Annotated in this window: 21 protein-coding genes; 2 read left to right on the top strand and 19 right to left on the bottom strand. The window is 54.0% G+C overall.

All coding sequences use genetic code 11. The features are described from left to right. Positions 1-53: 53 nt before the first annotated feature. The 15 genes from cpsG to AWR26_RS08940 all read right to left on the bottom strand — a co-directional run bounded on the left by cpsG (position 54) and on the right by AWR26_RS08940 (position 15,812). Positions 54-1,424 (bottom strand): colanic acid biosynthesis phosphomannomutase CpsG, encoded by a 1,371-nt coding sequence (cpsG, locus tag AWR26_RS09010; RefSeq protein WP_064568980.1) that lies wholly within the window; start codon positions 1,422-1,424, stop codon positions 54-56. 109 nt (positions 1,425-1,533) lie between these two features. Further along, positions 1,534-2,970 carry a mannose-1-phosphate guanyltransferase gene (gene cpsB, locus AWR26_RS09005; RefSeq protein WP_064565107.1) on the bottom strand — a complete coding sequence of 479 codons (1,437 nt, stop codon included), beginning with the start codon at positions 2,968-2,970 and terminating at the stop codon, positions 1,534-1,536. Beyond that, a complete protein-coding gene (wcaI, locus tag AWR26_RS09000; RefSeq protein WP_064565105.1) occupies positions 2,967-4,274 on the bottom strand; it encodes a colanic acid biosynthesis fucosyltransferase WcaI in 1,308 nt (435 codons plus the stop codon). Before wcaI ends, cpsB begins: the two co-directional genes overlap by 4 nt. Further along, complete coding sequence (locus AWR26_RS08995) at positions 4,271-4,744, bottom strand: GDP-mannose mannosyl hydrolase (RefSeq protein WP_007371263.1); 474 nt, start codon at positions 4,742-4,744, stop codon at positions 4,271-4,273. The genes wcaI and AWR26_RS08995 overlap by 4 nt, the downstream gene beginning before the upstream one ends. A gap of 2 nt (positions 4,745-4,746) precedes the next feature. After that, entirely contained in the window at positions 4,747-5,712 is a 966-nt protein-coding gene (gene fcl / locus AWR26_RS08990; RefSeq protein WP_064565103.1) for a GDP-L-fucose synthase, read from the bottom strand. Between the two features lie 2 nt (positions 5,713-5,714). Then, positions 5,715-6,836, bottom strand: coding sequence for a GDP-mannose 4,6-dehydratase (gmd, locus tag AWR26_RS08985; RefSeq protein WP_007371261.1), 1,122 nt, complete (start codon positions 6,834-6,836; stop codon positions 5,715-5,717). 25 nt (positions 6,837-6,861) lie between these two features. Continuing rightward, positions 6,862-7,416 carry a colanic acid biosynthesis acetyltransferase WcaF gene (wcaF, locus tag AWR26_RS08980; protein WP_007371260.1) on the bottom strand — a complete coding sequence of 185 codons (555 nt, stop codon included), beginning with the start codon at positions 7,414-7,416 and terminating at the stop codon, positions 6,862-6,864. A gap of 22 nt (positions 7,417-7,438) precedes the next feature. Next, positions 7,439-8,185, bottom strand: a complete 747-nt coding sequence (gene wcaE / locus AWR26_RS08975) for a colanic acid biosynthesis glycosyltransferase WcaE (RefSeq protein ID WP_064565101.1) — start codon at positions 8,183-8,185, stop codon at positions 7,439-7,441. Positions 8,186-8,198: 13 nt separating this feature from the next. Then, the gene (wcaD, locus tag AWR26_RS08970; RefSeq protein WP_043953036.1) at positions 8,199-9,419 is read right to left on the bottom strand and encodes a colanic acid polymerase WcaD; all 1,221 of its coding nucleotides are present in this window, start codon (positions 9,417-9,419) and stop codon (positions 8,199-8,201) included. After that, positions 9,394-10,611 (bottom strand): colanic acid biosynthesis glycosyltransferase WcaC, encoded by a 1,218-nt coding sequence (gene wcaC / locus AWR26_RS08965; RefSeq protein ID WP_064565099.1) that lies wholly within the window; start codon positions 10,609-10,611, stop codon positions 9,394-9,396. Before wcaC ends, wcaD begins: the two co-directional genes overlap by 26 nt. Then, complete coding sequence (gene wcaB / locus AWR26_RS08960) at positions 10,608-11,099, bottom strand: colanic acid biosynthesis acetyltransferase WcaB (RefSeq protein WP_007371256.1); 492 nt, start codon at positions 11,097-11,099, stop codon at positions 10,608-10,610. Before wcaB ends, wcaC begins: the two co-directional genes overlap by 4 nt. Then, on the bottom strand, positions 11,099-11,944 hold the full coding sequence (wcaA, locus tag AWR26_RS08955; RefSeq protein ID WP_007371255.1) for a colanic acid biosynthesis glycosyltransferase WcaA: 846 nt from the start codon (positions 11,942-11,944) through the stop codon (positions 11,099-11,101). The genes wcaB and wcaA overlap by 1 nt, the downstream gene beginning before the upstream one ends. 105 nt (positions 11,945-12,049) lie before the next feature. Beyond that, positions 12,050-14,218, bottom strand: coding sequence for a tyrosine-protein kinase Wzc (gene wzc / locus AWR26_RS08950; RefSeq protein ID WP_064565097.1), 2,169 nt, complete (start codon positions 14,216-14,218; stop codon positions 12,050-12,052). 2 nt (positions 14,219-14,220) lie between these two features. Beyond that, the gene (gene wzb, locus AWR26_RS08945; protein ID WP_043953033.1) at positions 14,221-14,664 is read right to left on the bottom strand and encodes a low molecular weight protein-tyrosine-phosphatase Wzb; all 444 of its coding nucleotides are present in this window, start codon (positions 14,662-14,664) and stop codon (positions 14,221-14,223) included. Between the two features lie 2 nt (positions 14,665-14,666). Next, positions 14,667-15,812, bottom strand: coding sequence for a polysaccharide export protein (locus tag AWR26_RS08940; RefSeq protein ID WP_064565095.1), 1,146 nt, complete (start codon positions 15,810-15,812; stop codon positions 14,667-14,669). Between the two features lie 689 nt (positions 15,813-16,501). On the opposite strand from AWR26_RS08940, the gene AWR26_RS08935 reads away from it, so the two are divergent. Beyond that, complete coding sequence (locus AWR26_RS08935; protein ID WP_064565093.1) at positions 16,502-18,085, top strand: TerC family protein; 1,584 nt, start codon at positions 16,502-16,504, stop codon at positions 18,083-18,085. Positions 18,086-18,089: 4 nt separating this feature from the next. Here the strand turns inward: AWR26_RS08935 and AWR26_RS08930 are convergent, their stop codons facing one another. After that, a complete protein-coding gene (locus tag AWR26_RS08930) occupies positions 18,090-18,845 on the bottom strand; it encodes a DeoR/GlpR family DNA-binding transcription regulator (protein WP_064565091.1) in 756 nt (251 codons plus the stop codon). Between the two features lie 83 nt (positions 18,846-18,928). On the opposite strand from AWR26_RS08930, the gene AWR26_RS08925 reads away from it, so the two are divergent. Beyond that, positions 18,929-19,513 (top strand): NUDIX domain-containing protein, encoded by a 585-nt coding sequence (locus tag AWR26_RS08925; protein WP_064565089.1) that lies wholly within the window; start codon positions 18,929-18,931, stop codon positions 19,511-19,513. Between the two features lie 42 nt (positions 19,514-19,555). Here AWR26_RS08925 and asmA read toward each other — a convergent pair whose 3' ends face one another. From asmA to udk, 3 genes are all read right to left on the bottom strand, one after another. Then, positions 19,556-21,403 carry an outer membrane assembly protein AsmA gene (gene asmA / locus AWR26_RS08920; RefSeq protein ID WP_064565088.1) on the bottom strand — a complete coding sequence of 616 codons (1,848 nt, stop codon included), beginning with the start codon at positions 21,401-21,403 and terminating at the stop codon, positions 19,556-19,558. Positions 21,404-21,424: 21 nt separating this feature from the next. Then, complete coding sequence (gene dcd / locus AWR26_RS08915) at positions 21,425-22,006, bottom strand: dCTP deaminase (RefSeq protein ID WP_007371246.1); 582 nt, start codon at positions 22,004-22,006, stop codon at positions 21,425-21,427. Positions 22,007-22,088: 82 nt separating this feature from the next. Continuing rightward, positions 22,089-22,730 carry a uridine kinase gene (gene udk, locus AWR26_RS08910; protein WP_007371245.1) on the bottom strand — a complete coding sequence of 214 codons (642 nt, stop codon included), beginning with the start codon at positions 22,728-22,730 and terminating at the stop codon, positions 22,089-22,091. Between the last annotated feature and the right edge of the window lie 127 nt (positions 22,731-22,857).

The raw sequence follows: 22,857 nt of genomic DNA, 5'->3' as shown, positions 1-22,857 counted from the left end.
TACCTGCCTGTATGTTGACTCTCCCCACACCCGGGGGAGAGCAACGCCGAGATTTACTGATTCAACAGCGCCAGAATTTCCTGCGTTCGTGCCTCCATCAGTGACACATCGCGACGCGACTCAACGTTCAGTCGCACTACCGGCTCGGTATTGGATGAACGGAGGTTAAAACGCCATTCAGGGAAGGCGATGCTGATGCCGTCGGTACGATCGATCTCCAGTGCGCCGGGCGTAAAGTGCTGCTCAACGCGCTGGATAGCCGTGACCGGATCGGCAAGTTTGCTGTTGATTTCACCGCTCGCCGGGAACGCAACCATTCGATCGCTGACCAGCTCGGCGAGAGTTTTACCTTTCAGGCACAGCAGCTCAGTGACCAGCAGCCACGGGATCATGCCGCTGTCGCAATAAGCGAAATCGCGGAAATAGTGGTGCGCGCTCATCTCGCCGCCATAGATGGCATCTTCAGTACGCATACGTTCTTTAATAAATGCGTGCCCGGTTTTGGACATTACCGGCGTGCCACCCGCGCGCGTCACCACATCCACCGTATTCCAGGAGAGACGGGGGTCGTGGATGATTTTGGCGCCAGGGTGTTTTTCGAGGAACGCTTCCGCCAGCAAACCAACGATGTAGTAGCCTTCAATAAAGCGCCCTTCACCATCGAAGAGGAAGCAGCGGTCGAAATCGCCGTCAAAGGCGATCCCCATGTCGGCGTGATGTTCCAGCACCGCGTTGCGGGTATCCGCGCGACACTCCGGCAGCAGCGGGTTAGGAATACCGTGTGGGAAAGTGCCGTCCGGTTCGTTATGCACCTTGATAAAGGTCACCGGCACGTTCAACGCTTTGAAACGGGCTTCAATGGCATCCACTACCGGGCCAGCCGCGCCGTTACCGGAGTTGATTACCAGTTTCAACGGCTTAAGGTTAGCCGGATTGATATAGCTCAGCAGATGATCGACATACGCATCGCGCAGGTTGATCTGTTCGTAGCTGCCGCGTTTTTCCGCATCCACCGGCGGAAAGTCATTGGCTTCCGCCAGACGCTGCACATCGCGCAGCCCGGTATCGCCGCTGATCGGGCGCGCGCCTTTGCGCACCAGTTTCATGCCGTTATAGTCCATCGGGTTGTGGCTGGCAGTCACTTCGATGCCGCCATCCACGCCGAGATGGAACGTGGCAAAATAGATCTCTTCGGTACCGGAAAGACCGATATCCAGCACGTTGACGCCCGCATCCTGCAGCCCCTTCGCCAGCGCCAGTTTCAGCGCTTCACTGGTCTGACGCACGTCGCCGCCCAGCACAATCGTTTGCGGCTTCAGGTATTCACCGTAGGCGCGGCCGATACGCCATGCGATATCTTCATTCAGTTCTTCGCCCAGCTTTCCACGGATATCGTAAGCTTTAAAACAGGTTAATTTTTCCATCATTACCTCTTCTTAAGGCAACAGTCAGCCTTGACCGTAAAATGGCCATTTGTTATTGATTCGTTTGTTTTTTCTGCCGGACGGTTAACACCGCGTCCGGCACTGGCTTTTAAACTCGCCCGTAGCGATCCGCAAAGCGTACGATGTCATCTTCTTCCAGGTACGAACCCGAACGAACTTCAATCAGATCGAGCGGAATTTTCCCGGGGTTTTCCAGACAGTGGCGCGCGCCAAGCGGGATATAGATTGATTCATTCTCACCGAGTAATTTCACTTCATCATTGATGGTCACTTTCGCCGTTCCCGCCACCACTACCCAGTGCTCTGCACGGTGATGATGCATCTGAACGGAGAGCCCCTCACCCGGCTTCACGGTGATGCGTTTCACCTGGTAGCGTTCGCCGGTATCAATGGAGTCATATTTGCCCCAGGGGCGGTAAACTTCACGATGGATATGGTGCTCGTGACGTCCGTCGGCTTTGATTTTCTCCACCACTTTTTTCACATCCTGCACCTGATTGCGATCGGCAATCAGCACCGCATCTTTGGTCTGTACCACCACCAGATCTTTAACGCCGACGGTCGTGACCAGCCCGGACTCCGCATACACGTAGCTGTTTTGGGTGTTATGGCTGATGACGTCGCCGTGATGGACGTTTCCCTCCGGCGTGTGCTGGCTGATTTCCCACAGCGAAGACCAGGAGCCGACATCGCTCCAGCCGGCATCCATCGGCACCACCACCGCATCCGCCGTGCGTTCCATTACCGCATAGTCAATCGACTCTTCCGGGCAAGCGAGGAAGGCTTCTTCGTCAACGCGGACAAAATCCATATCCGGATCGGCGGCCTGCATTGCCTGTTCGCAGGCGCACAAAATATCCGGGCGATATTTATTCAGTTCTTCAAGGAAGCGACCGGCGCGGAAGAGGAACATACCGCTGTTCCAGTAATATTCGCCGCTGGCAACGTAACCCTGCGCGGTTTCCAGATTCGGTTTTTCAACAAACTGCGCCACCTCGAAGGCAACGGAATCGGCCTGACCAGCGCAGACGCCGCCGCGGCGAATATAGCCATAGCCCGTTTCCGGCAGATCCGGCACGATGCCGAAGGTCACCAGTTTGCCGCTCTGCGCATATGGAATAGCGTCGCGAACCGAGGCGCGAAACGCCTCTTCGTTCTGGATCACATGGTCGGCCGCCAGCACCAGCATCAGCGGATCGCTGTCCGGGTTGTGGCGTTTTATCGCCAGCGCCGCCAGCGCAATCGCCGGGGCGGTATTACGGCCAGCCGGTTCGAGAATGATGTTCTCGGTCAGCTTGTGCAGTTGACGCAGCTGCTCGGCGACGATAAAGCGATGTTGTTCATTACAAATCACCACCGGGCTTTCACACTCGACACCATTCAGGCGGCAGACGGTGGTCTGCAACATGGTGAGATCGCCCTTCAGGCAGAGAAACTGTTTAGGGTAAAGCACGCGGGACAACGGCCACAGACGGCTTCCGGAGCCTCCGGCCATCACTACCGGATAGAGTTGTGTTTGACTCATGATTTATCCCCATTCCCGTCAAAATTCAGGCGGCCTTCGTGCTGCGCGCTTTCGCGGGCGTGTACGGGCTTCACGGAACTTTCCGGGCTGATATCAGCAATAAACTGGTTTAATACGCTCTCTTTTTCGAGCGTGCGTTCGGCATATTCACGTGCCACCGTGTTGTTTTTGGGCAGCGCCAGCGCGCGCTCAATGCCCCAGGTCAGCGCCTCGACCGATTCCGGTTCCACGCAGACCGCAATGCCAGGCTCTGCCCGGCAGAGTTGCCCAAGCTCAGTGCTCTCTTCGGCAGTGATGACTGCATTACCGCCCACCGCCAGAATGTTGGTCAGCTTTGACGGCAATACCGCATCGGCCGCGCCGCGTTTCTGGATAACCAGATGGCAATCGCCCATTTTCAGCAGCGCCGGCAGCGCGTCGTACGGCTGCAACGGGAAGAAAATCACGTTATTCAGGCCACGTTCACTAACCTGTTTTTCCAGCCGCGCCTTTCCACCACCCTGACCGACAATGACAAACAGCCACGGATGGGTGTGTAACTGCGCAGCGGCTTCAATGACGTTTTCCAGCCCCTGCTTCTCGCCGATGTTGCCGGAGTAAAGAATGATTTTTTTGTCATCCGGCAGACCGAGGTTGCGGCGCAGTTCTGCAACATTTGCTTCGCTGACATCGCGAAAACGCGCCACTTCCGACCAGTTCGGGAAGAAGATGATTTTGTCGGCGTCCACCCCTTTCTCGCGCGCTTTATTCATCATTGAGCGAGAGATGGTGGAGACGTTATCGACGTTATACAGATTGCTGCGTTCAAACGCGGTCGCCAGCTTCGCCACGCGGCCGCTTTTACCTTTACCCGCCATCCCCAGACCGAGCATGGCGTCCACTTCATAATCCTGAATATGCAGCACGGTTTTCGCGCCGCTCAGTTTCGCCAGCAGGCGCATCCCCGGCGTGCAAAACAGCGTTGGCACCACGCCGATAATGCGGTCCGGCTTCCAGCTACGCTGCGCCATCAGCGGGAAAAAACTGCTGAGGGCAAAACTGCCCAGATGCAGTAAACGCTTCAGGGTCGATGGCTGTTTTGGCACATACAGTGGGCAACGCCACACCGTGGCGGCACCCTGCTCTTTACGCCAGCGCCAGGCGCTGTAGTGATCGCCGACTTTCCATTCCGGATAGTAAGGCGGCGCGGTGATCACGCGCACTTCATGGCCCTGACGGGCCATCCATTCCACCATTTCGCCGGTGTACTTACCGATCCCGGTCAGCTCCGGCGAATAGTTGATGCCATAGACCAGGATCTTCATAAGCCCGGTACTCCCTGCGCGTCGAGGAAATAGGCGCGGCTGTTGTCATGCACCAGCGGGTCGGCAATCAGCGACTCCGGCGTCCCCCAGCGATAGTCATTGTGCTGATCCGGCGGCAGCGCGAGCGTCTGCTCGTCCACGCGCAGGCGGAAACCCAGCACAATGTAGTGGGTAGAAAAATCGCTACCGGAGAAATTATCGTCATAGAAGTGCTGCCAGACGCCGTAAAACTCGCCTGCAGACATCGGCAGGCGCAGCCCCAGTTCCGCCAGGGTCAGCCGCTCGAAAGCGGCCGCCAGCGGCTCGTCCTTTTGCACGCGTCCGCCCGGCACAAACCAGTATCCCTGGGCCGGACGGTTAGTGCGCTTGCCGAGCAAAAACTCGCCGCGTGAGTTTTCCACGATCAAATCGATGGAAATCAGCGGGGTGGAGCGCACCACCGTGGCAAAATCTTCCTGACTCAAAAACATGCCTACCCCCGGAACCGGTGCTGGTTTTCAAGGAACCACTGGTAGGTGCTCGCAAGCCCTGCTTCCAGTGAGATCTCGTGATACCAGCCAAGCTGATGCAGACGCGTCACATCCAGCAATTTGCGCGGCGTACCGTCCGGCTTGGTGGCGTCAAACACCACGCGGCCTTTGTAGCCGACAACGCTGGCCACGGTCTGCGCCAGTTCGCGAATCGTGCAATCCACACCGGTGCCGACGTTGATATGCGACAGCATCGGTTCGGTGTTCTCTTGCCACACTTCGCGCGCCAGCTCCTGAACATGGATGCTGGCTGCCGCCATATCGTCCACGTGCAGGAATTCACGCATCGGCGTGCCGCTTCCCCACACCACCACGTCCGGAGCGTTCTCCTGCGTCGCTTCGTGGAAGCGGCGCAGCAGCGCCGGAATCACGTGCGAATTGCTCGGGTGGAAGTTGTCGTGCGGACCATACAGGTTGGTTGGCATCACCGAGCGGTAGTCGCGGTCATACTGGCGGTTGTAGGATTCGCACAGTTTGATACCGGCGATCTTGGCAATCGCGTACGGCTCGTTGGTCGGCTCCAGCGTCCCCTGCAACAGTTCACTTTCCGCGATCGGTTGGTGCGCCAGTTTCGGGTAGATGCAGGACGAACCAAGGAACAACAGCTTGTTCACGTCATGCTTATGCGCTGCGTGAATGATGTTGCTCTCAATCATCATGTTTTCGTAGATGAAGTCCGCCGGGTAGGTATTGTTCGCCACAATACCGCCCACTTTTGCCGCCGCCAGGTAAACCTGATCGATAGCGTTGCTGGCGAAAAAAGCATCGACAGCAGCAGAATCCAGCAGGTTCAGCTCTTCACGGGAGCGCAGTACCAGTTCAACATCCGCACGTTGTTCGAGCTGGCGAACAATGGCTGATCCCACCATCCCGCGATGGCCAGCCACGAAAATACGTTGTTTGGTCATGCTTAAGACTCCAGCGCGATGGCAACCTCGTAACCGTGGGCTTTAAGCAGTGAGTGTTTTTTCGCTGCTTCCAGATCTTTCGCCACCATCTCGGAGACCATCTCCTGCAGCGTCGTTTCCGGTTTCCAGCCCAGTTTTTCGTGTGCTTTGGTCGGATCGCCCAGCAGGGTTTCCACTTCCGCAGGACGGAAGTAGCGCGGGTCAACGGCGACGATTACATCACCCGGTTTCACGCCCGGTGCGTCATGGCCGGTCACAGAAACCACAATGCCCTTCTCTTCTACGCCGGTGCCTTCAAAGCGCAGTTTGATACCCAGTTGCGCTGCCGCCATTTCGACGAACTGACGCACGGAGTACTGCACGCCGGTGGCGATAACGAAGTCTTCCGGTTTTTCCTGTTGCAGCATCATCCACTGCATTCTCACGTAGTCTTTCGCATGGCCCCAGTCACGCAGGGAGTCCATGTTGCCGAGATACAGGCAGGATTCCAGACCCTGAGCAATGTTGGCGATCGCACGAGTGATTTTACGGGTTACGAAGGTTTCGCCGCGACGCGGAGATTCATGGTTGAACAGAATGCCGTTGCAGGCATACATGCCATAAGATTCGCGGTAGTTGACGGTGATCCAGTAGGCGTAAAGTTTGGCAACTGCATACGGAGAACGCGGGTAGAACGGCGTGGTCTCTTTCTGCGGAATTTCCTGCACCAGACCATACAGTTCAGAGGTTGATGCCTGATAGAAACGGGTTTTCTTCTCAAGGCCGAGGAAGCGAATCGCTTCCAGCAGACGCAGCGTACCCATCGCATCCACGTCGGCGGTGTATTCCGGGGACTCAAACGACACGGCCACGTGGCTCATCGCGCCCAGGTTGTAGACTTCATCCGGTTGAACTTCCTGCAGAATACGGGTCAGGTTGGATGTATCCGTCAGGTCGCCGTAGTGCAGATGGAACTTCGGATTGCAGGTGTGCGGATCCTGATAGATGTGATCCACACGCTCGGTATTGAATGAGGAAGCACGGCGTTTAATACCATGAACTTCATAGCCTTTTTCCAGAAGCAGTTCTGCCAGATAAGAGCCATCTTGCCCGGTTACGCCGGTGATGAGAGCGACTTTAGACATAATTTATTTTCCTCAATAGTCCCTGTTAGGGAGTTACCTTTTCAACGCGTTCGCGCGTCACCACTGCGGGATTGCCACGGCAAATTGCATTTGCCGGAAGCGATTTAAAAACACTGCTGCGCGCACCGACTACCGTCCCGTCGCCGATGGAGACGCCTGGCGCGACAAAAACATCCGTCGCCAGCCAGCACTTCTCACCAATCACGATTGGCGTCGCATTAATATCGAAGTGCGCGCTCTGATAATCGTGACTGCCGGTGCACAAATAACATTTCTGTGAAACCACGGAATTTGCGCCGATGGTGATATCGCCAAGGGTGTACAACACCGCGTCATCACCGACCCAACTGTAATCGCCTAATGTTAATTTCCACGGGTAGGTAATCTTTACCGATGGGCGAATAACCACGCCCTTACCAACCTTTGCGCCAAATAAACGCAAGAGGAATGCACGCCAGCGATACAGCACCTGTGGAGACCAGGCAAATAATGTCGCCTGTACCGCCCACCACAGTTGAACCTTAATAGCATTGCCGCCCCGAAAGCCTTTCGGCACGGAGAATCCTTGTAAATCCTGCATCTTTTTTCCCTATATTTGAGCGTTATGCTTTGTTATATAAGGCCTTTGCTTTGCCAGTCGTCCGCAGGCGCAATATATATGACAATTGCGCCCAAAAACCCGGGACTCGTAATATCGTGCGCTGAACTTTGCGGGCATCCTGACATAATTCAACGTTATTAGAGGTAGATACGCCGCCCATCGAAAATTCAGATACCAGCCCTTTCAAACGCTTGAAAGGAAAACCGGCTTTAAACATTCTGGCCGCTAATGCGTAATCGGAAGAGACTTTAAACTGCAGATCGTAGGGGTATGTTTTAAGACCATTCACCGGGAAAAATATAGCCTGATGGCTGGCCGGCAAGCTGTGGTAAATATACCAGCCATGTTTGGCGCTACGGCGTAATTTGTTACCGTCGCCAAAATCCAGCAGCGCATCGCCAATATACATGGCGTTTTCGTTTTCTTCATCTAACTGGCGAACAACATCCACAATTTCCTCATGGAAAATATCGCCGGAATTCAAAAACAACGCATAGCGTCCCGTCGCCATGTCAATGCCTTTATTCATGGCATCATAAATGCCTTTGTCACGCTCGCTGATAAAACGTAAATTGTATTGTCCGTTGAGACTTTTCAGAAATTCCGCAGTACCATCCTGCGAGCCGCCGTCAACGACAATCCATTCGAATTCGATATTCTGCGCTTTCGCCAGGTGAGCCAGAGACTGCCAGGTCTTCATCACACCTTCATAATTGCGAAACGCGACAGTAATAACACTTAGCAGCATATGACCCACCTTTTCATGAATTCACGATATTCAGCGCTTTACGCAGAATAAACGGACAAACAATTAAAAACGCATATTCCGGGCTAAAAATTGACCCCGTAAAAAACAACGATATAGGCGTAAACAGGTAAAGCTGTACGCGAAAATTCTGATTATTGCCAAAGGCATTTACCATCATTTTCCCAACTTTGAACAAATACCATCCTGTCAGCAATACTGCGAACCATGAGAAATAAATGATCAGCAGATACAACCCATTGTCTATTGTTTTCCCGACATCTGCACCGTTAAAGATTCCGAATGATGCGACATATTCATAAAGTGAGCCAAATCTTACTACCCCATCAATATTGGTCAGTGAATATCCCACCATCACCAGCGGACCGATAATACGGTAATAAGAAGAAGAACCTTCTGTCCCTAAATCGCCGATTCGTTCTGCAATATAGGGGAAAGCAAACACCACACCGACAATAAACACAGCAAGTGAAATAATTGCCAGCGGCAACTTTTTACGTATCGCCTCTTTGTTCAGATACTGGAATGCCCACTCCAGCAAATAAAACAGGATAAAAGTCATTACCCCAGAGAACGATCCCGAAAGTACTATCCCTGCCAAAATCATAGCATCGGTCTTCGGCGTTTTGATACCAAACTGTTTGATACTGAGCCAAATTGAGATTAATGCCAGAGCGAAGAATGCCGGTTCGAAATATAACGCGGTAGTACGCTTACCGCCGAACTTGATAAAATTCAGCACGTAACTGTTGCTGTAGATGAGGTATTTAGAAATACTCTCCATCAAACTACTTCCGCCGGTGAGAATAATCTGAGCCATTTCCATCGCTGCAAGCATCACCACCATTGCCACGACCACATAGAAGAATCGCAAAATCTTGCGGTAATTATGGGGTGATATGGTTTTAAAGCGGATGCTCCACACCATGCCAACAATGACCACAATGTAAACAAACAGCATGGTTGAAGTGACATATTTGCTGGCATCCAGCGATTTACCAAAAATAAAGTTAAACAGCGTTAACCCGGCTCCTGCCCCCAGCGCAATCATCAACTTTTTCAGATTGATTTTGTCGAGGTAGAGCAACAGCAGCAGCGGCAAAAACGTCACGATAGTGATCGGGAAACTCTCACCGAGCTGCATGATCTTCACGTTAACCAGCAGGTAAATTACCGGCAGCAGCAGGTAACTACAGACTCTGATAGAACGAGACATATTCCTCCAGCATCTGTTGTCCACTGTAGGCCTGGCGGCTGCGCGCACGAAATGCGTCGAGGCTTTCGCCAAACACCGCCTGTGCAATTTCTGCTTTACGGCACTGCACCAGCGGCAGCACCTCCTGTTCGGCAAAGGTTTTACCGCCGGATTTCTGCAATACTTCGCGCGCCGCATCGCTGTGGGTGGCAATCACCGGCACGCCAATGGAGAGCGCTTCGCAGAGGATCAACGGGTAGTTATCCACCCGGGATGAGAAGACCAGCGCATCCATCTGATTGAGTTCACTCATCAATTGGCGCTTGTCAGTCAGAAAGCCGTGGTTGACAACGTTTTGCCCCTCAAACGGCGAAAACTTGCCAAAGGTATGCAGTTCTACGCGATCACCCAGCGCCATGATGTCGCGCACCAGTTGCTGGTTGGTTTTACCGTCATAGCGCAGATCATGGGCAACGACGGCGATTTTCGGTTTCCCTTCGGTAGCTTTTACCGGCGCGAGTTCAGCCAGTATCGCCTCGGTGGCGACATCGATACCGTTATTAATAATGTTGCAGCGCCCTGCGCCATAGAGGCTGTTAAAAGCGTCCGCCACATGCTGGCTTGGAGAGATAAACTGGCAGCCCAGCGCCAGCATATCGTTAAACAACTGGCGCTTGCGGTTGACCAGTTGATGCGCGCGATCCACCTTCACCGGCGGATAGTTGCTCAGCGTCGGGCATTTGCGGCAATTCTCTTTCCAGCCTTCGCAGCCGTCGGTAAAGGCGCAGCGCCCGGTTACGCTCCAGTGATCGTGCAGCGTCCAGACCAGCGTGACATCAGGTTTGTGCGCTTTCACTTTCTGGCAGAACGCCACCAGTTCATCAAGGTTCAGCCAGTAGCTGTGCATCACGTGAAAGTGCAGCACCACCGGCCCTTGCGTGCGGGTGACGGTGCGATAAAGGTTATTCAGATTGCCAAAAACATCGCGGTTAAACAGGCGGAACAGCGCGAGATTAGCGATGGAAGTCAGACGCGGCGTCTGCTTGTAAACCTGCGGATAGTTATCGTGACTGACACTTTTTTTCCCGCCTTTGCCGTAGCCATAAATAAAACGTGACTGCATGCCCTTCTGCAGCGCGCGCTGGTGCAAATCCAGCGCCACGCCCGCAGCGCCGCCTTCGGCAAGGCGGACATTGAACTGTAAAATATTCATTTGATCACCTTCACGCGCGCTTTCTCACCCACTACCAGCGCGTTATCGGGGATGCTGTCGAGTACGACGCTTCCCGCGCCGATAGTGACATTGTTGCCAATAGTAATGTCGCCAATGATCACCACATTCGCGCCCAGCTCGACATTGTTGCCAATCACCGGGCAGGCCAGATTATCGGCACCACGATTACCAATGGTAACGGCGTGGCGAATCGTGAAATCATCACCCGCGACCACATTTTTATTGATCACCACCGCGTAGCCGTGATGGATAGTGAAACGGCGCCCGATGGTCGCAGCAGCCTGGATTTCGTAGCCAAACAGACACTCGGTGACAAAGCGATAGAGCAGGATCGCAGGCGCAGCCCACAGGTTGTTGATGACATGTTTCTTGCGCCACACGGAGCAAAAGTGGGCAATACGGTAGGCCGCAACCATGCAGCAGGGGCGCAAACTCCAGTGGTTTGCGCGAAAATCTTCCAGTCGCATTATTTCCCCCGCAGCCCGTCAGCCAGTCGTTTACCGTTACGCAGCGAGAACAACGTCAGCAGCGTGCGCCAGGTCATGCGCTTATTGCGGATCTGATACAGCGTAAACAACTGATATTTTTTACTGGCGCGATCGAACTTGTTTTTATGCTTCCGATAAAAGTGGAAGTAGCCAGAGAATTTCTTCGGCGACGAGGTGATTTGCATTTCGCCGTGATTAACGTGCAGGATCTGCGTGGCTTCTTCAATCTTCCACGGTTCGCCATACTCATCCACCATGCGCAGGAAAATATCGTAATCCTGCGCCGCTTTCAGTTGCGTGTCGAACAAGCTCTCTTTGAAGCGCCAGGCCCAGGTAAAGACCTGGTTGCCGACGATGTTGCGCTTCCAGAACAGCTTGCGCGAGAACGGGGATTTCGGATACAGCGGCAGACTGGTCGGTTGCGCATAAACCTCGCCCTGGCAGAGATAATCATTGGCATAGAGAAACGCACGAGTGTTAAGCAGATGTTTGTGCGCCAGAAAAACCGACAGCCGGTTCGGCGTCCATTCATCGTCGTCGTCAATGCCGGTAATGTACTGCCCCTGCGCCTGTAAAATCGCTTGGTTACGTACCGCGCAGGCACCCGAGTTATAGGGGTTGCGCGTATAGCTCACGCGCGAATCACCCAGCTCCTCAACAAACTGCTGCAGTTGTTCATACGCGTCGGAACAGTCGTCCACCACGATCATTTCCCAGTGCGGGTAATCCTGGCGCAGCACCGATTTAATGGCGCGGATCGCCAGCTGTTGCCGGTTCCAGGTTGGCATATAGATAGAAATTAATGGGTTTGCTGTTGTGCTCATGATGCGATCCCTAATGCGTTCAACATGCCACGTTCGCCCCCACGTCTGCCCTCCCCCCGGACGGAGGGAGAGCAGTTCGTGCTAAAGATTGAAGTGAGGGACTGGTTATTTCGAATCGGACTTGTATTCGTATTCGTAGTAGCCGTAATCCTGATAGCCGGTCGCGCGGCGGAAAATCGAGTTCAGGATCACGCCCTTAACCTCAATGCCGTTCTGTTCAAAGCGACTCAGGCTGGTCTGGATCTCTTTCAGGGTGTTCACGGCGTAGCGAGCCACCATCAGCGTGGTGCCGGCATGGCGACCAACAATCGCCGCATCCGTCACCGCCAGAATTGGCGGGGTGTCGATCAGCACCAGGTCATAGTGACTGCTGGCCCATTTCACCAGTTGCGTAAAGCGTTCGCTCATCAACAATTCGGACGGATTCGGCGGCACCTGGCCGCGCGGAACCAGATCGAAGTTGCCGATGGAGGTCGGCTTGGCGCAATTCTCAACCGACCCTTTTCCGGCCAGCACATCGGATAAACCATTAATGTTATCGGTGCCCAGCAGTTCGTGGGTGTAGCCTTTGCGCATGTCACAGTCGATCAGCAGCACACGTTTGTTCGTCTGGCTGATCACTGCTGCGAGGTTGGCGCAGACAAAGGTTTTACCAATGGAGGGGCTGACCCCGGTCATCATCAGCACATTATTCGTGGACTGCATCATGGCGAAGTGCAGGCTGGTACGCAGACTGCGCACCGCTTCAATCGCCAGATCCGTCGGGTTACCCACCGCCAACAACTGGCTCTGCTTATAGCGCTTCACGCCTTTAACGGTTTTGACGCTATCCCGCGCTTTCTGCCATTCGGAAAGCGGGATGCTGGCATACACGCTGATACCGTGCTCTTCGAGGATCTGCGGGCTTTCCACGCCACGATTGAACAGCGAGCGCAGCAGAACGCCAACCACGGAAACAATCAGGCCAAGAATAATACTGCCGAGAATGATCAACGCTTTCTTCGGCTTCAGCACGCCAGGCTGGGTGATCGCCGGGTCAACAATACGCACATCGCCCACGGTACTGGCCTGGGTAATCCGCAGCTCCTGCTGTTTATTCAGCAGTTGCATATAAACCTGCTGGCCGGATTCGACATCACGCGTCAGGCGAACAATTTCCTGTTGCGTTTGCGGCATCGCGGTAATGCGGTTATTCAGCTTCGCTTTTTCATCTTCCAGCGCTTTGCGTTTTTCCAGCAGCGTGCGGTACGCCGGGTGAGCTTTGGTGTACAACTTGGAGATTTCCGCTTCGCGGAAAGTCAGTTCGTTCAACTGCGAGTCGATGTTGACCATCGAATCGAGCACCGATTTGGCTTCCAGCGGCAGATCGACAGAGTCTTTGGTCTGGCGATAGGTGTTGAGCTTATCTTCTGCGATATCCAGATTGTGGCGCACTTCCGGCAGCTGTTTATCAAGGAATACCAGGCTCTTCGCCGCTTCCTCGGATTTACGCTCGATATTTTGCTCAAGGTAATTACGGGTAATGCTGTTCAAAATAGCGCGGATCTGATCGCGGTCTTCACCGGTATACGTCAGGCTGAGCACCCCGGTATCTTTACCGTTCTCCACCACCGTCAGGTTGTTTTGCAGGTTGTTAATCATCCCCAGCGTGGAGAATTTAGTGACGGTAAACTCGGAGTCATTCGAGGCAAGAATGTCGCTGACCATCATGGTCACGCCCTGTTTGCTCAACAACTTGCCGACTTCACCTCGCGCCTCAAAACCGCCATCGCTGGTTAACTGATACTGTTTTGGGCTCAGTACTTTCAGCGTAAAGGTCTGCTGATTCATCCCGGCAGGCAACGTAAAGGTGGTGACTTTCACCGTCTCGTTCTGCCGCCCCATCAGCCGCTCCCAGCCGGTACCGAACAGCGGGAAGGTGTTTTTCACCACGGAGATGTCGAGATCCAGATCCTCAACGGTTTTGCCCAGCACCAGACGCGACTGAATAAGCTGGATTTCTGCATCTGACGCCGGTGGCTTGTTCGCCAGGGCGCTGCTGATATCCTGCACCAGTGAACTGCCGGTGTTTTGTTCGATTTGCACCAGTGAATCGGCGCTGTAAATGGGTGTCGCAAACAGGCAGTAGACAACCGCGATCAGTGCAAACACCGAGGTGATGCCCAGTACCCACCAGCGAGCTTCAATGATAGTGCCGAGCAAACGGCCAATATCGATTTCGTCATTGCCCACCACCGGGGCAGCAGAATGCGAATGGTGTGTTTTCTCTGTCATTATTATCCCTGCTGAGCTTGCAATGCCTGCGCCCACTGGCGGGCAGACTGGTCAAGTAAGGTGTAAACGGCTTCAAAAGCTTCACGACTTTTACGATACGGGTCGGGAATTTCTCGTTCGTTATCCCAGTGGCCAAATAACATGACCTTGCCGCGCATCTCCGGAGCAATCTCACACAGGCTGGCGATGTGGCGTTTTTCCATGACCAGAATCAGGTCATATTCACGACACATGGCACCGGAAACCTGCCGCGCGCAATGTCCCTCCAGAGAAAGTTGATTGTCTGCCGCTACGCTCACCGCGTTAGCATCCGCGCCACGTCCGACCAGCGCGCCCAGCCCTGCCGATGCCACTGTTAATCCGGGCTGGTATTTTTTCAGCAGTCGCTCTGCTGTTGGGGAACGACAAATGTTCCCCACACAAACCACCAGAATTTTGTTGAACATAGTCATTGCAAGTTTTGGATATCGTTGGCCGTGTTGGTCATGTAGCGAACGCCACTGATTGTCGGCAACAACTGGTTGATAAGACGATTCCAGCGCGCCACCGGCGCAGTCGTGACGTACACCACGTCATACGGCTGGAGTCGGAAATTCGTCGCCATCACCAGAGAGGTGGCGTCCGACATATCAAGCTGGTAGATATTGGCAATCTTGCCGCTGCGATCGCTCTCGCCGCCTTTCAACGGACGGATAACGAAGATGCCGCTGGCGTTGGAGGTCGTCAGGTCGATACCTTCGGCCTGGCCAAGGGCTTCCGTCAGCGTCATGCCGCTGAAGTCCATTTTGAGCGTGCTCTGTTTTTTCACTTCGCCCATCACGAATACTTTCAGATCGTCATTACGCGGTACAAAGAGGATATCGCCCGGATAAAGCAGGCGGTTCTGGCTGAGGTCGCCATTCTGCATCAGGGCCTGGAGCGAAATGCGCTGCTCTTTTCCCTCGTGCGTGAGCACTACATTGCGCCAGTCGGCGTTGTCGGTCAGCCCGCCCGCCGCGTTGATAGCGTCCAGTACGGTAAGCGGCACGTTGGTGATCGCCTGCTGGCCGGACTTGAGGACCTGGCCGGAGATATAGGCTTTTTGTGAGCGGAATGCGGCGATATTAACGTCCACCTGCGGGTCAGCAATGTACGTCGCTAAACGGCTGGTAATATCACTGCGGATCTCGGCGAGGGTTTTCCCCACCACCTTTACTTTCCCGACATAGGGATAAAACATGGTGCCATCAGGCTGCACCCAGTTGCCTGTGTCGCTGGAGCTACGATATTGACCCGCTGGCGTGGTTAATTCCGGGTGATCCCAAACGGTGACATTCAATACATCCCCTGGCCCTACACGATACTGGTAAGCCGCAATTTCACTGTCGAGGGACATATTTGGTTGAGCGACATTAACACGCGGGCGCAATTGTTCAATCAGACGTGGTGTTAAAGGATAAACATTCACCATGCGGTCTAAATCAAAGTCTGCATCCTGCTGTTTAATCACATCCTTTCCCATCGTAGTCATATTGCTACCGGGGAAAACAGTGCAGCCACTCATCATGCTTATGGACACCAATAATGGCATCAATTTCATTTTAGATTTCATCATTGATTAATTATCACTTTGGCAGAGTAATTATCCTGTGCGATTTATATAAGCGCTCAAGTTGTACACAGAATCAGAATGCAGTTAATTACAAAAGAATATAACTGGCATCAATCCTAAAAAGCGTTTATTCAACCACATGCGATTACAGAATAATCCAGGCTGATTGACATACCCACAGGCACGCTACCGCCCCTGGCTTTCAGTTACCAATTCACTGAACATCTCTAACTCATTGATAGTTATCCCTTAAAGGCCTTCAGGTTGCAATGAACCGCAGACCAGAAAAAATACGGCAGGAATCGAATTTGTAACGAATAACGATGACGAAAATAACATCGTTAGTATATTTGAGTGATGCAGGGAGAATTGTTGCAGCTAAGCGAATAGCAGGCAAGGCACCAACCCTGATAAACATATTTTTAAGAATAAGTTTAAGAACAAACTTTTCGAATTTTAAGACTAACCGTATATTGACAATCTTTGTATATGGAATTACTTATGCGAAATATCCTAATTTGCTAATTTTTCACTTATAATTAATCACAGTAACAATAAGGAAATTGAATTTATACATATTACCCATATCCAATAAATTAAGAATAATCGCAGGCTGGCATTGCAATTTCATCCAGCTTTATCCATGATCGCACTGTGACAATTGTCATATCACAGAAGGTGTTACGTTTACGATGGAATGGATTGCCGATCCATCAATCTGGGCCGGGCTGGTCACGCTGGTAGTGATCGAGCTGGTACTCGGTATTGATAACCTGGTTTTTATTGCGATTCTTGCGGAAAAATTGCCTGCGGCGCAGCGCGATCGCGCCCGTGTGACCGGGCTGCTGCTGGCGATGTTAATGCGTCTGCTTTTGCTGGCCTCAATCTCCTGGCTGGTGACACTCACCAATCCTCTGTTTACGGTGCGCGGCTTAAGCTTCAGCGCGCGCGATCTGATTATGCTGCTCGGCGGCCTGTTTCTGCTGTTTAAAGCAACGGTGGAACTGAATGAGCGCCTGGAAGGCAAAGACAGCGACAATCCAACGCAGCGGCGTGGCGCGAAATTCTGGGCCGTGGTCACCCAGATCGTGGTGCTGGATGCGGTCTTCTCGCTCGACTCGGTAATCACCGCCGTCGGCATGGTTGACCACCTGGCCGTGATGATGGCCGCCGTGGTGATTGCCATTTCCCTGATGCTGTTGGCCAGTAAATCGCTGACGCGCTTCGTCAACAGCCATCCGACGATTGTTATTCTCTGCCTCAGTTTCCTGCTGATGATCGGTTTTAGCCTGGTGGCTGATGGTTTCGGTTTTCATATTCCGAAAGGTTATCTGTACGCCGCAATTGGTTTCTCGGTGATGATTGAAGCGCTGAACCAGCTGGCTATCTTTAATCGCCGTCGTTTTCTCTCCGCCAACCAGACGCTACGCCAGCGCACAACCGAAACGGTGATGCGCCTGCTCAGCGGGCGGAAAGAGGATGCTGAACTGGATGCCGATACCGCCTCGATGCTGCGCGATAGCGACGACAGCCAGATCTTTAACCCGCAAGAGCGGCGCATGATTGAGCGGGTGCTGAACCTCAATCAGCGCTCGGTCAGCAGCATCATGACATCGCGCCACGATATTGAGCATATCGATCTCAGCGCGCCGGAAGCAGAGATCCGCGCCCTGCTGGATAAAAACCAGCATACGCGCGTGGTGGTTACGGGCGGCGATGCTGAAGAGGATCTGCTTGGCGTTGTTCATGTGCTCGATCTGCTGCAACAATCCCTGCGCGGCGAACCGCTGGATCTCAAGGCGCTAATCCGTCAGCCACTGGTGTTCCCGGAAGCGTTGCCGCTGTTGCAGGCGCTGGAGCAGTTCCGCAATGCCCGCACCCACTTCGCTTTCGTGGTCGATGAGTTTGGTTCCGTGGAAGGCATTGTCACTCTCAGTGATGTGATGGAGACCATCGCCGGGAATCTGCCGAACGAAGTGGAAGAGATCGATGCCCGCCACGATATTCAGAAAAACAGCGATGGTAGCTGGACGGCCAATGGCCATATGCCGCTGGAGGATCTGGTGCAGTACATCGCGCTGCCGCTGGATGAGAAGCGCGACTACCACACCATTGCCGGCCTGCTGATGGAGTACCTGCAGCGGATCCCCAAACCTGGCGAAGAGGTACAGGTGGGCGATGTTCTGCTAAAAACCCTGGAAGTCGAGAGCCACCGCGTGCAGAAGGTGCAAATCATTCCGCTGACGCGTGACGAAGATCCGGACTACGAAGTGTAAAGGGCTACGCTTTAACCACCGTCACCCCACGCTGGCTGAACGGGGCCAGCAGGCGATCGTCCGTCTGCGCGTCCACCACCAGCGTGTTGATAAGCGAGATATCGCCGATCACCCACGGCGATGCGCTGTTCAGTTTCTCCGGCGAGGCCAGAACCACGGTCTCTGCCGCCCTGTCGGCCAGCGCACGCTTGATACGCGACTCCTCAAAATCTCCGGTGCTGAGACCCGCTTCCACATGTACACCGGTCACCCCCATAAAAAAGAGGTCAGCGCGTATCCGGCTAATAGATTCCAGCGCGCCTGCGCCAACGTTGACGATCGAATGTTTGTAGAGATGGCCACCGATCATCACCACGTCAATCAGCGGATGCTGTGCCAGCCCAACGGCGATACTGGGGCTGTGTGTTACCACGGTAATGCGTAAATCCTGCGGGAAATGCGTAATCAGTTCAGAGGTCGTTGTACCGCCATCAATCATAACCACCTGCCCTGCTGAGACGAGCTGCGCGCCTTTCTGCGCGATCCGCCGCTTGGCGTCCGATTGCAAATGTTGCCGCTCGGCAAATGTCACCGTAGCGGCGGAAGATGGCAGTGCGCCGCCGTGCACACGCTGTAACAACCCCTCCGCAGCCAGCTCACGCAGATCCCGCCGCACGGTATCTTCCGAGATGCCAAACCGTTCACTGAGTGCCTTCGACAGTACCTGCCCTTCTTCAGCAAGCTGGCTGAGGATCAATTGCTTACGTTGTGGGGTGAGCATCGCGTTACTCCTTTTGCACGAAATATCTTGATCATGCACGAATGTGCACGCTATGCTGCTATCTTACCCGCACAGGAGCTGATATGTCATCTGAAAATGCACAAATACGCATTATTGCGTCGATGCCCCTCGCTGAAGACTGGGGAAAACTGACCAAATACACCTTTGATTACCGCCGTCATGACGGTGGGTGGCAGCGCCAGACCCGCGAGGTGTATGACCGCGGTAATGGCGCGGTGATCCTGCTATATAACCGCAGCAAGCGGAGCGTGATCCTCACCCGACAGTTTCGCTTACCGCTTTTCGTCAACCAGCACCACGGCTTTTTGCTGGAAGCGGCCGCAGGTCTTCTGGATGAGCTTGAACCTGAGGAGCGCATCCGTCACGAAGCGGAAGAAGAGACCGGCTACCGGCTGGAACAGGTGCAGAAAGTGTTCGCGGCGTGGATGAGCCCCGGCTCCGTCAGTGAAAAACTGCACTTTTTTATTGCCGAATACGATGACAGCAAACGCACCGGAAACGGTGGTGGCGTGATCGAAGAGGGAGAGGATATTGAAGTGGTGGAGATGGATTTTGCCACCGCGCTGGCAGCAATCCGTACGGGCGATATTGCCGACGGCAAGACCATTATGCTGCTGCAATATCTGGCGCTGGAAGGCATTTTATAGCCTGGCAGCGCCGTTGTTTATCCGGCCAAACTGGCCGGATAGTTACATCTTCTCAAGCAGCTTTTTCAGGTCTTTGCTGTTTTGCGAGTCTTTATTACGATCGGCCCAGTCGTTGAGACGACGTTTCGCTTCGTCCTGCAAATGTTTACGCAACACCTGGTCCACTTGCAGGCTATAGTTGAGAGCCTGCCATTTACCGTAAACGCGCAGTGGGATCGGCGTTGCTTTCAGGTAGTCGATCAGCGCGCTATCACCTTCCCACCCTTCCAGCACCCGGACATTGAAGCGTGTATCAGCCTGCTCCTGCACCAGATCCATCTTGCCTTCCCCGGTGAGCGCCAGCAGCGCGGAGCTACCCTGCATATCGCTGAAGGTCATTTGCCCGTTATCCAGCGACAGCTCGGCGCTGAAATTATCCAGCCGGGTGGCGCTATCAAAATTATCTTTCGCCTGTACATCGCTGCTGCGCGCCACCGCCTGTTGCACCAGTTGCTGGAAGTTAAGCCCTTCCATACGACTGTTTTTCAGTTCGATGTGCGCCTCCCCCTGCCAGTCGCGGCGGAAAGATGCGGCATCGATATCCGGACCGCTGAAATCGCCAGCCATGGTCAGGCTGCCGGTCAGCGCAATCGGGTAGTTAAACGCTTTCAGGATATTGCCAATCTCAATGCCCTCCAGCCGCGGCTGGAATTCAGCATGAGGCTGCTTGCCGCGCACATCCAGCGTGCCAGGCAATGATATTTGCCCGCTACCCATTTTGCCCTGCAACGTCGGGATAGCCAGCAAACCGGCATTATTGCTGAACTGGCCGCTGACATCGGCAAACTGCATACCGCGCCAGCGTACGTTTTTCGCGGTGATGCCGATTTGCGCCGTAAAATCGCGCAGTTCGTTGTACTGCGGCGTATCCGCCCCGCTGGAAATCACCGGGCGCGGCAGGCGGTTTTGTTCCTGTCCCTGTGGCGTCGCGCCGTCACCGCTCAGCGTCACTTCCGGCGGCAGCAAGTTATCCAGATTGAGATTGTCGAACTGCACATCGAGCGCCCAGACTGGCTGTGTACCAAACGTTACGCTTCCCTTGCCGGTAAAGGCGCTGTCATTCGCGCTCAGACTGACATCATTCAGCGTCAGCCGCTGCGCCACACCTTGCCACTGCGCTTGCAGCGTGCCCGCCCCGCTAATGCCCTTCGGCGGCGTATCGCCACCCTGAAGCTGCCACTGCAACTTATCGATAGCGGCGCTGACATTACGCGGATAGTCGCGCGCATCCACTTTCGCGTTAAATGAAATCGTCAGGTCGCGCTGATTGCGGTTAACCCGCCCGGAGAAATCCAGCGTTGCCTGATATTGCGCATCCTGCTCCATTTGCAGACGAATATCGCGTACCGTCACCGGTTCATCGGTGCCGCGCTGGAAGACCAGCAGGCTATCCACAACCTGTAAACGGGCAATATCCCATGACCAGCCGCGATCTGATTCTATCTGCGGCAACGAGTTGCCATGCGGCGCTACCGGCGCATTTTTTTCCGGTGCCGCTTCGCTTTGCGGAGTGAGCTGGATCACCGCACCCTTCAGCATCACCTGTTTCACCTGTAACTGGTGCGACAGCAGCGGCCACAGGTTGACATCAAGACGCATATTATCGGCTTTCACCACCGGCATTTCCGCGCCGGGGGCCGTTAACGTAACGCGGCCAGAGAGGATGCTAAGCTGCGGCCAGACGTGCCAGCGCAGCGGGCCATCAAGCTGTAGCTGATAGACGCTCCGCGCCTCCACCTGGCGCACCATGTAAGCGCGGAAATCGTTCGGATTGACCAGTAACACTAATGCCGAAAGGCCGGCAACCAGCACGACCAGCAAAATCATCAGTGTTGTTAACGCTCTTCTCATCACATCCTCAATGGAGATCAGTCAGTCTTTATCAATGCGGCTGGCAACCGCGCCTTGCTGATCGCGATACTTCGCATCTTCACGTCGATTGTATGGACGATCGGCCGGCCCGGAGAGCGGCTCAAAGCTCAGGGCACCAATCAGCATGCCCGGTCGCAGCGCCAGCGGCAGCTTGCCTGAATTATAGAACTCCAGCACGATACAGCCCGACCAGCCGGGATCAATGCGGTGCGCGGTCACGTGCACCATCAACCCCAGACGTGCGAGGGAAGAGCGCCCGTCCAGCCAGCCAACCAGATCGGCTGGCAAGGTAACAGATTCATAGGTCACCGCCAGCGCCAGTTCGCCCGGATGCAGGAAAAACGCCTCGCCTTCATCGAGCACAATCTCGTCGCTCATTACCCGATCAAGCGCCGCGCTGACTTCATGCTTCGGGCCGCTGAGATCGATAAACGCCGCCGTGTGTCCGCTGAACGTGCGGAATTTATTGCCGAGGCGGACATCCACCGTCGCCCCGTTAATCCGTTCTACCGGCGGACGCGGGTTAATAGCAAGCCGGCCATCATTCAGCCAGGCTTCAATATCGCGGTCACAAAGACGCATGGCGCATTCTCCTTAATAGTGCGACACGCCCCTGAGAAATCAGGGGCCGGACTTAACACTCAGTGCTATAGCCTAACATGTATTATTCAAAAAACTGGCTGATTTTGGCTTTCAGGATATCGATGGCGATGCGGTTTTTACCGCCGCGCGGCACGATGATGTCGGCGTACTGCTTGGAGGGTTCAATAAATTGCAGGAACATCGGACGCACGGTTTTTTGATATTGCGCCATAACCGAGTCCATTGAACGGCCACGCTCGTTAACGTCGCGCTTGATGCGGCGCATCAGGCAGATATCCAGCGGCGTATCAACGAAAATGGAGAAATTCATCTCATCGCGCAGGCGTGAATCAGTCAGCAACAGGATCCCTTCCAGGATGATCACTTTTTTCGCTTCAATGCGGATCGTTTCTTTAGTGCGCGTATGTTCCACATAGCTGTACACCGGTAACTCAATGGCTTCGCCGCGCTTGAGCGACTGCAAATGCTGGAATAACAGACTATGATCCATTGCACTGGGGTGGTCATAGTTGGTTTTTACACGCTCTTCCATCGACAGATGGCTTTGATCTTTGTAGTAGCTGTCTTCTGGAATAACGCCAATGTGTTCATCACCCACCTGCTCGCGCAGTTCACGATACAGCGTGCTGGCGATAAGACTTTTACCTGAAGCAGATGCGCCGGCGATGCCGATGATGACGCACTGATGAGACTGATCAGTCATAAATTTAGCGACCTGATTAACCTGGAGTAAAGGAAGGACGACGCCGAAGCGTCAAACGCGGCAATTATAGGGATTTCACCGTCGTGATACCAGCCGAATCCTTAGCGGAAACCGGGAAGGTAAAAAG

The organism is Kosakonia oryzae, from assembly GCF_001658025.2.
GTDB classification, from domain to species: Bacteria; Pseudomonadota; Gammaproteobacteria; order Enterobacterales; family Enterobacteriaceae; genus Kosakonia; species Kosakonia oryzae.
The sequence above is the reverse complement of the archived record's forward strand: the minus strand, read 5'-3'. Positions and strand labels throughout refer to the sequence as shown.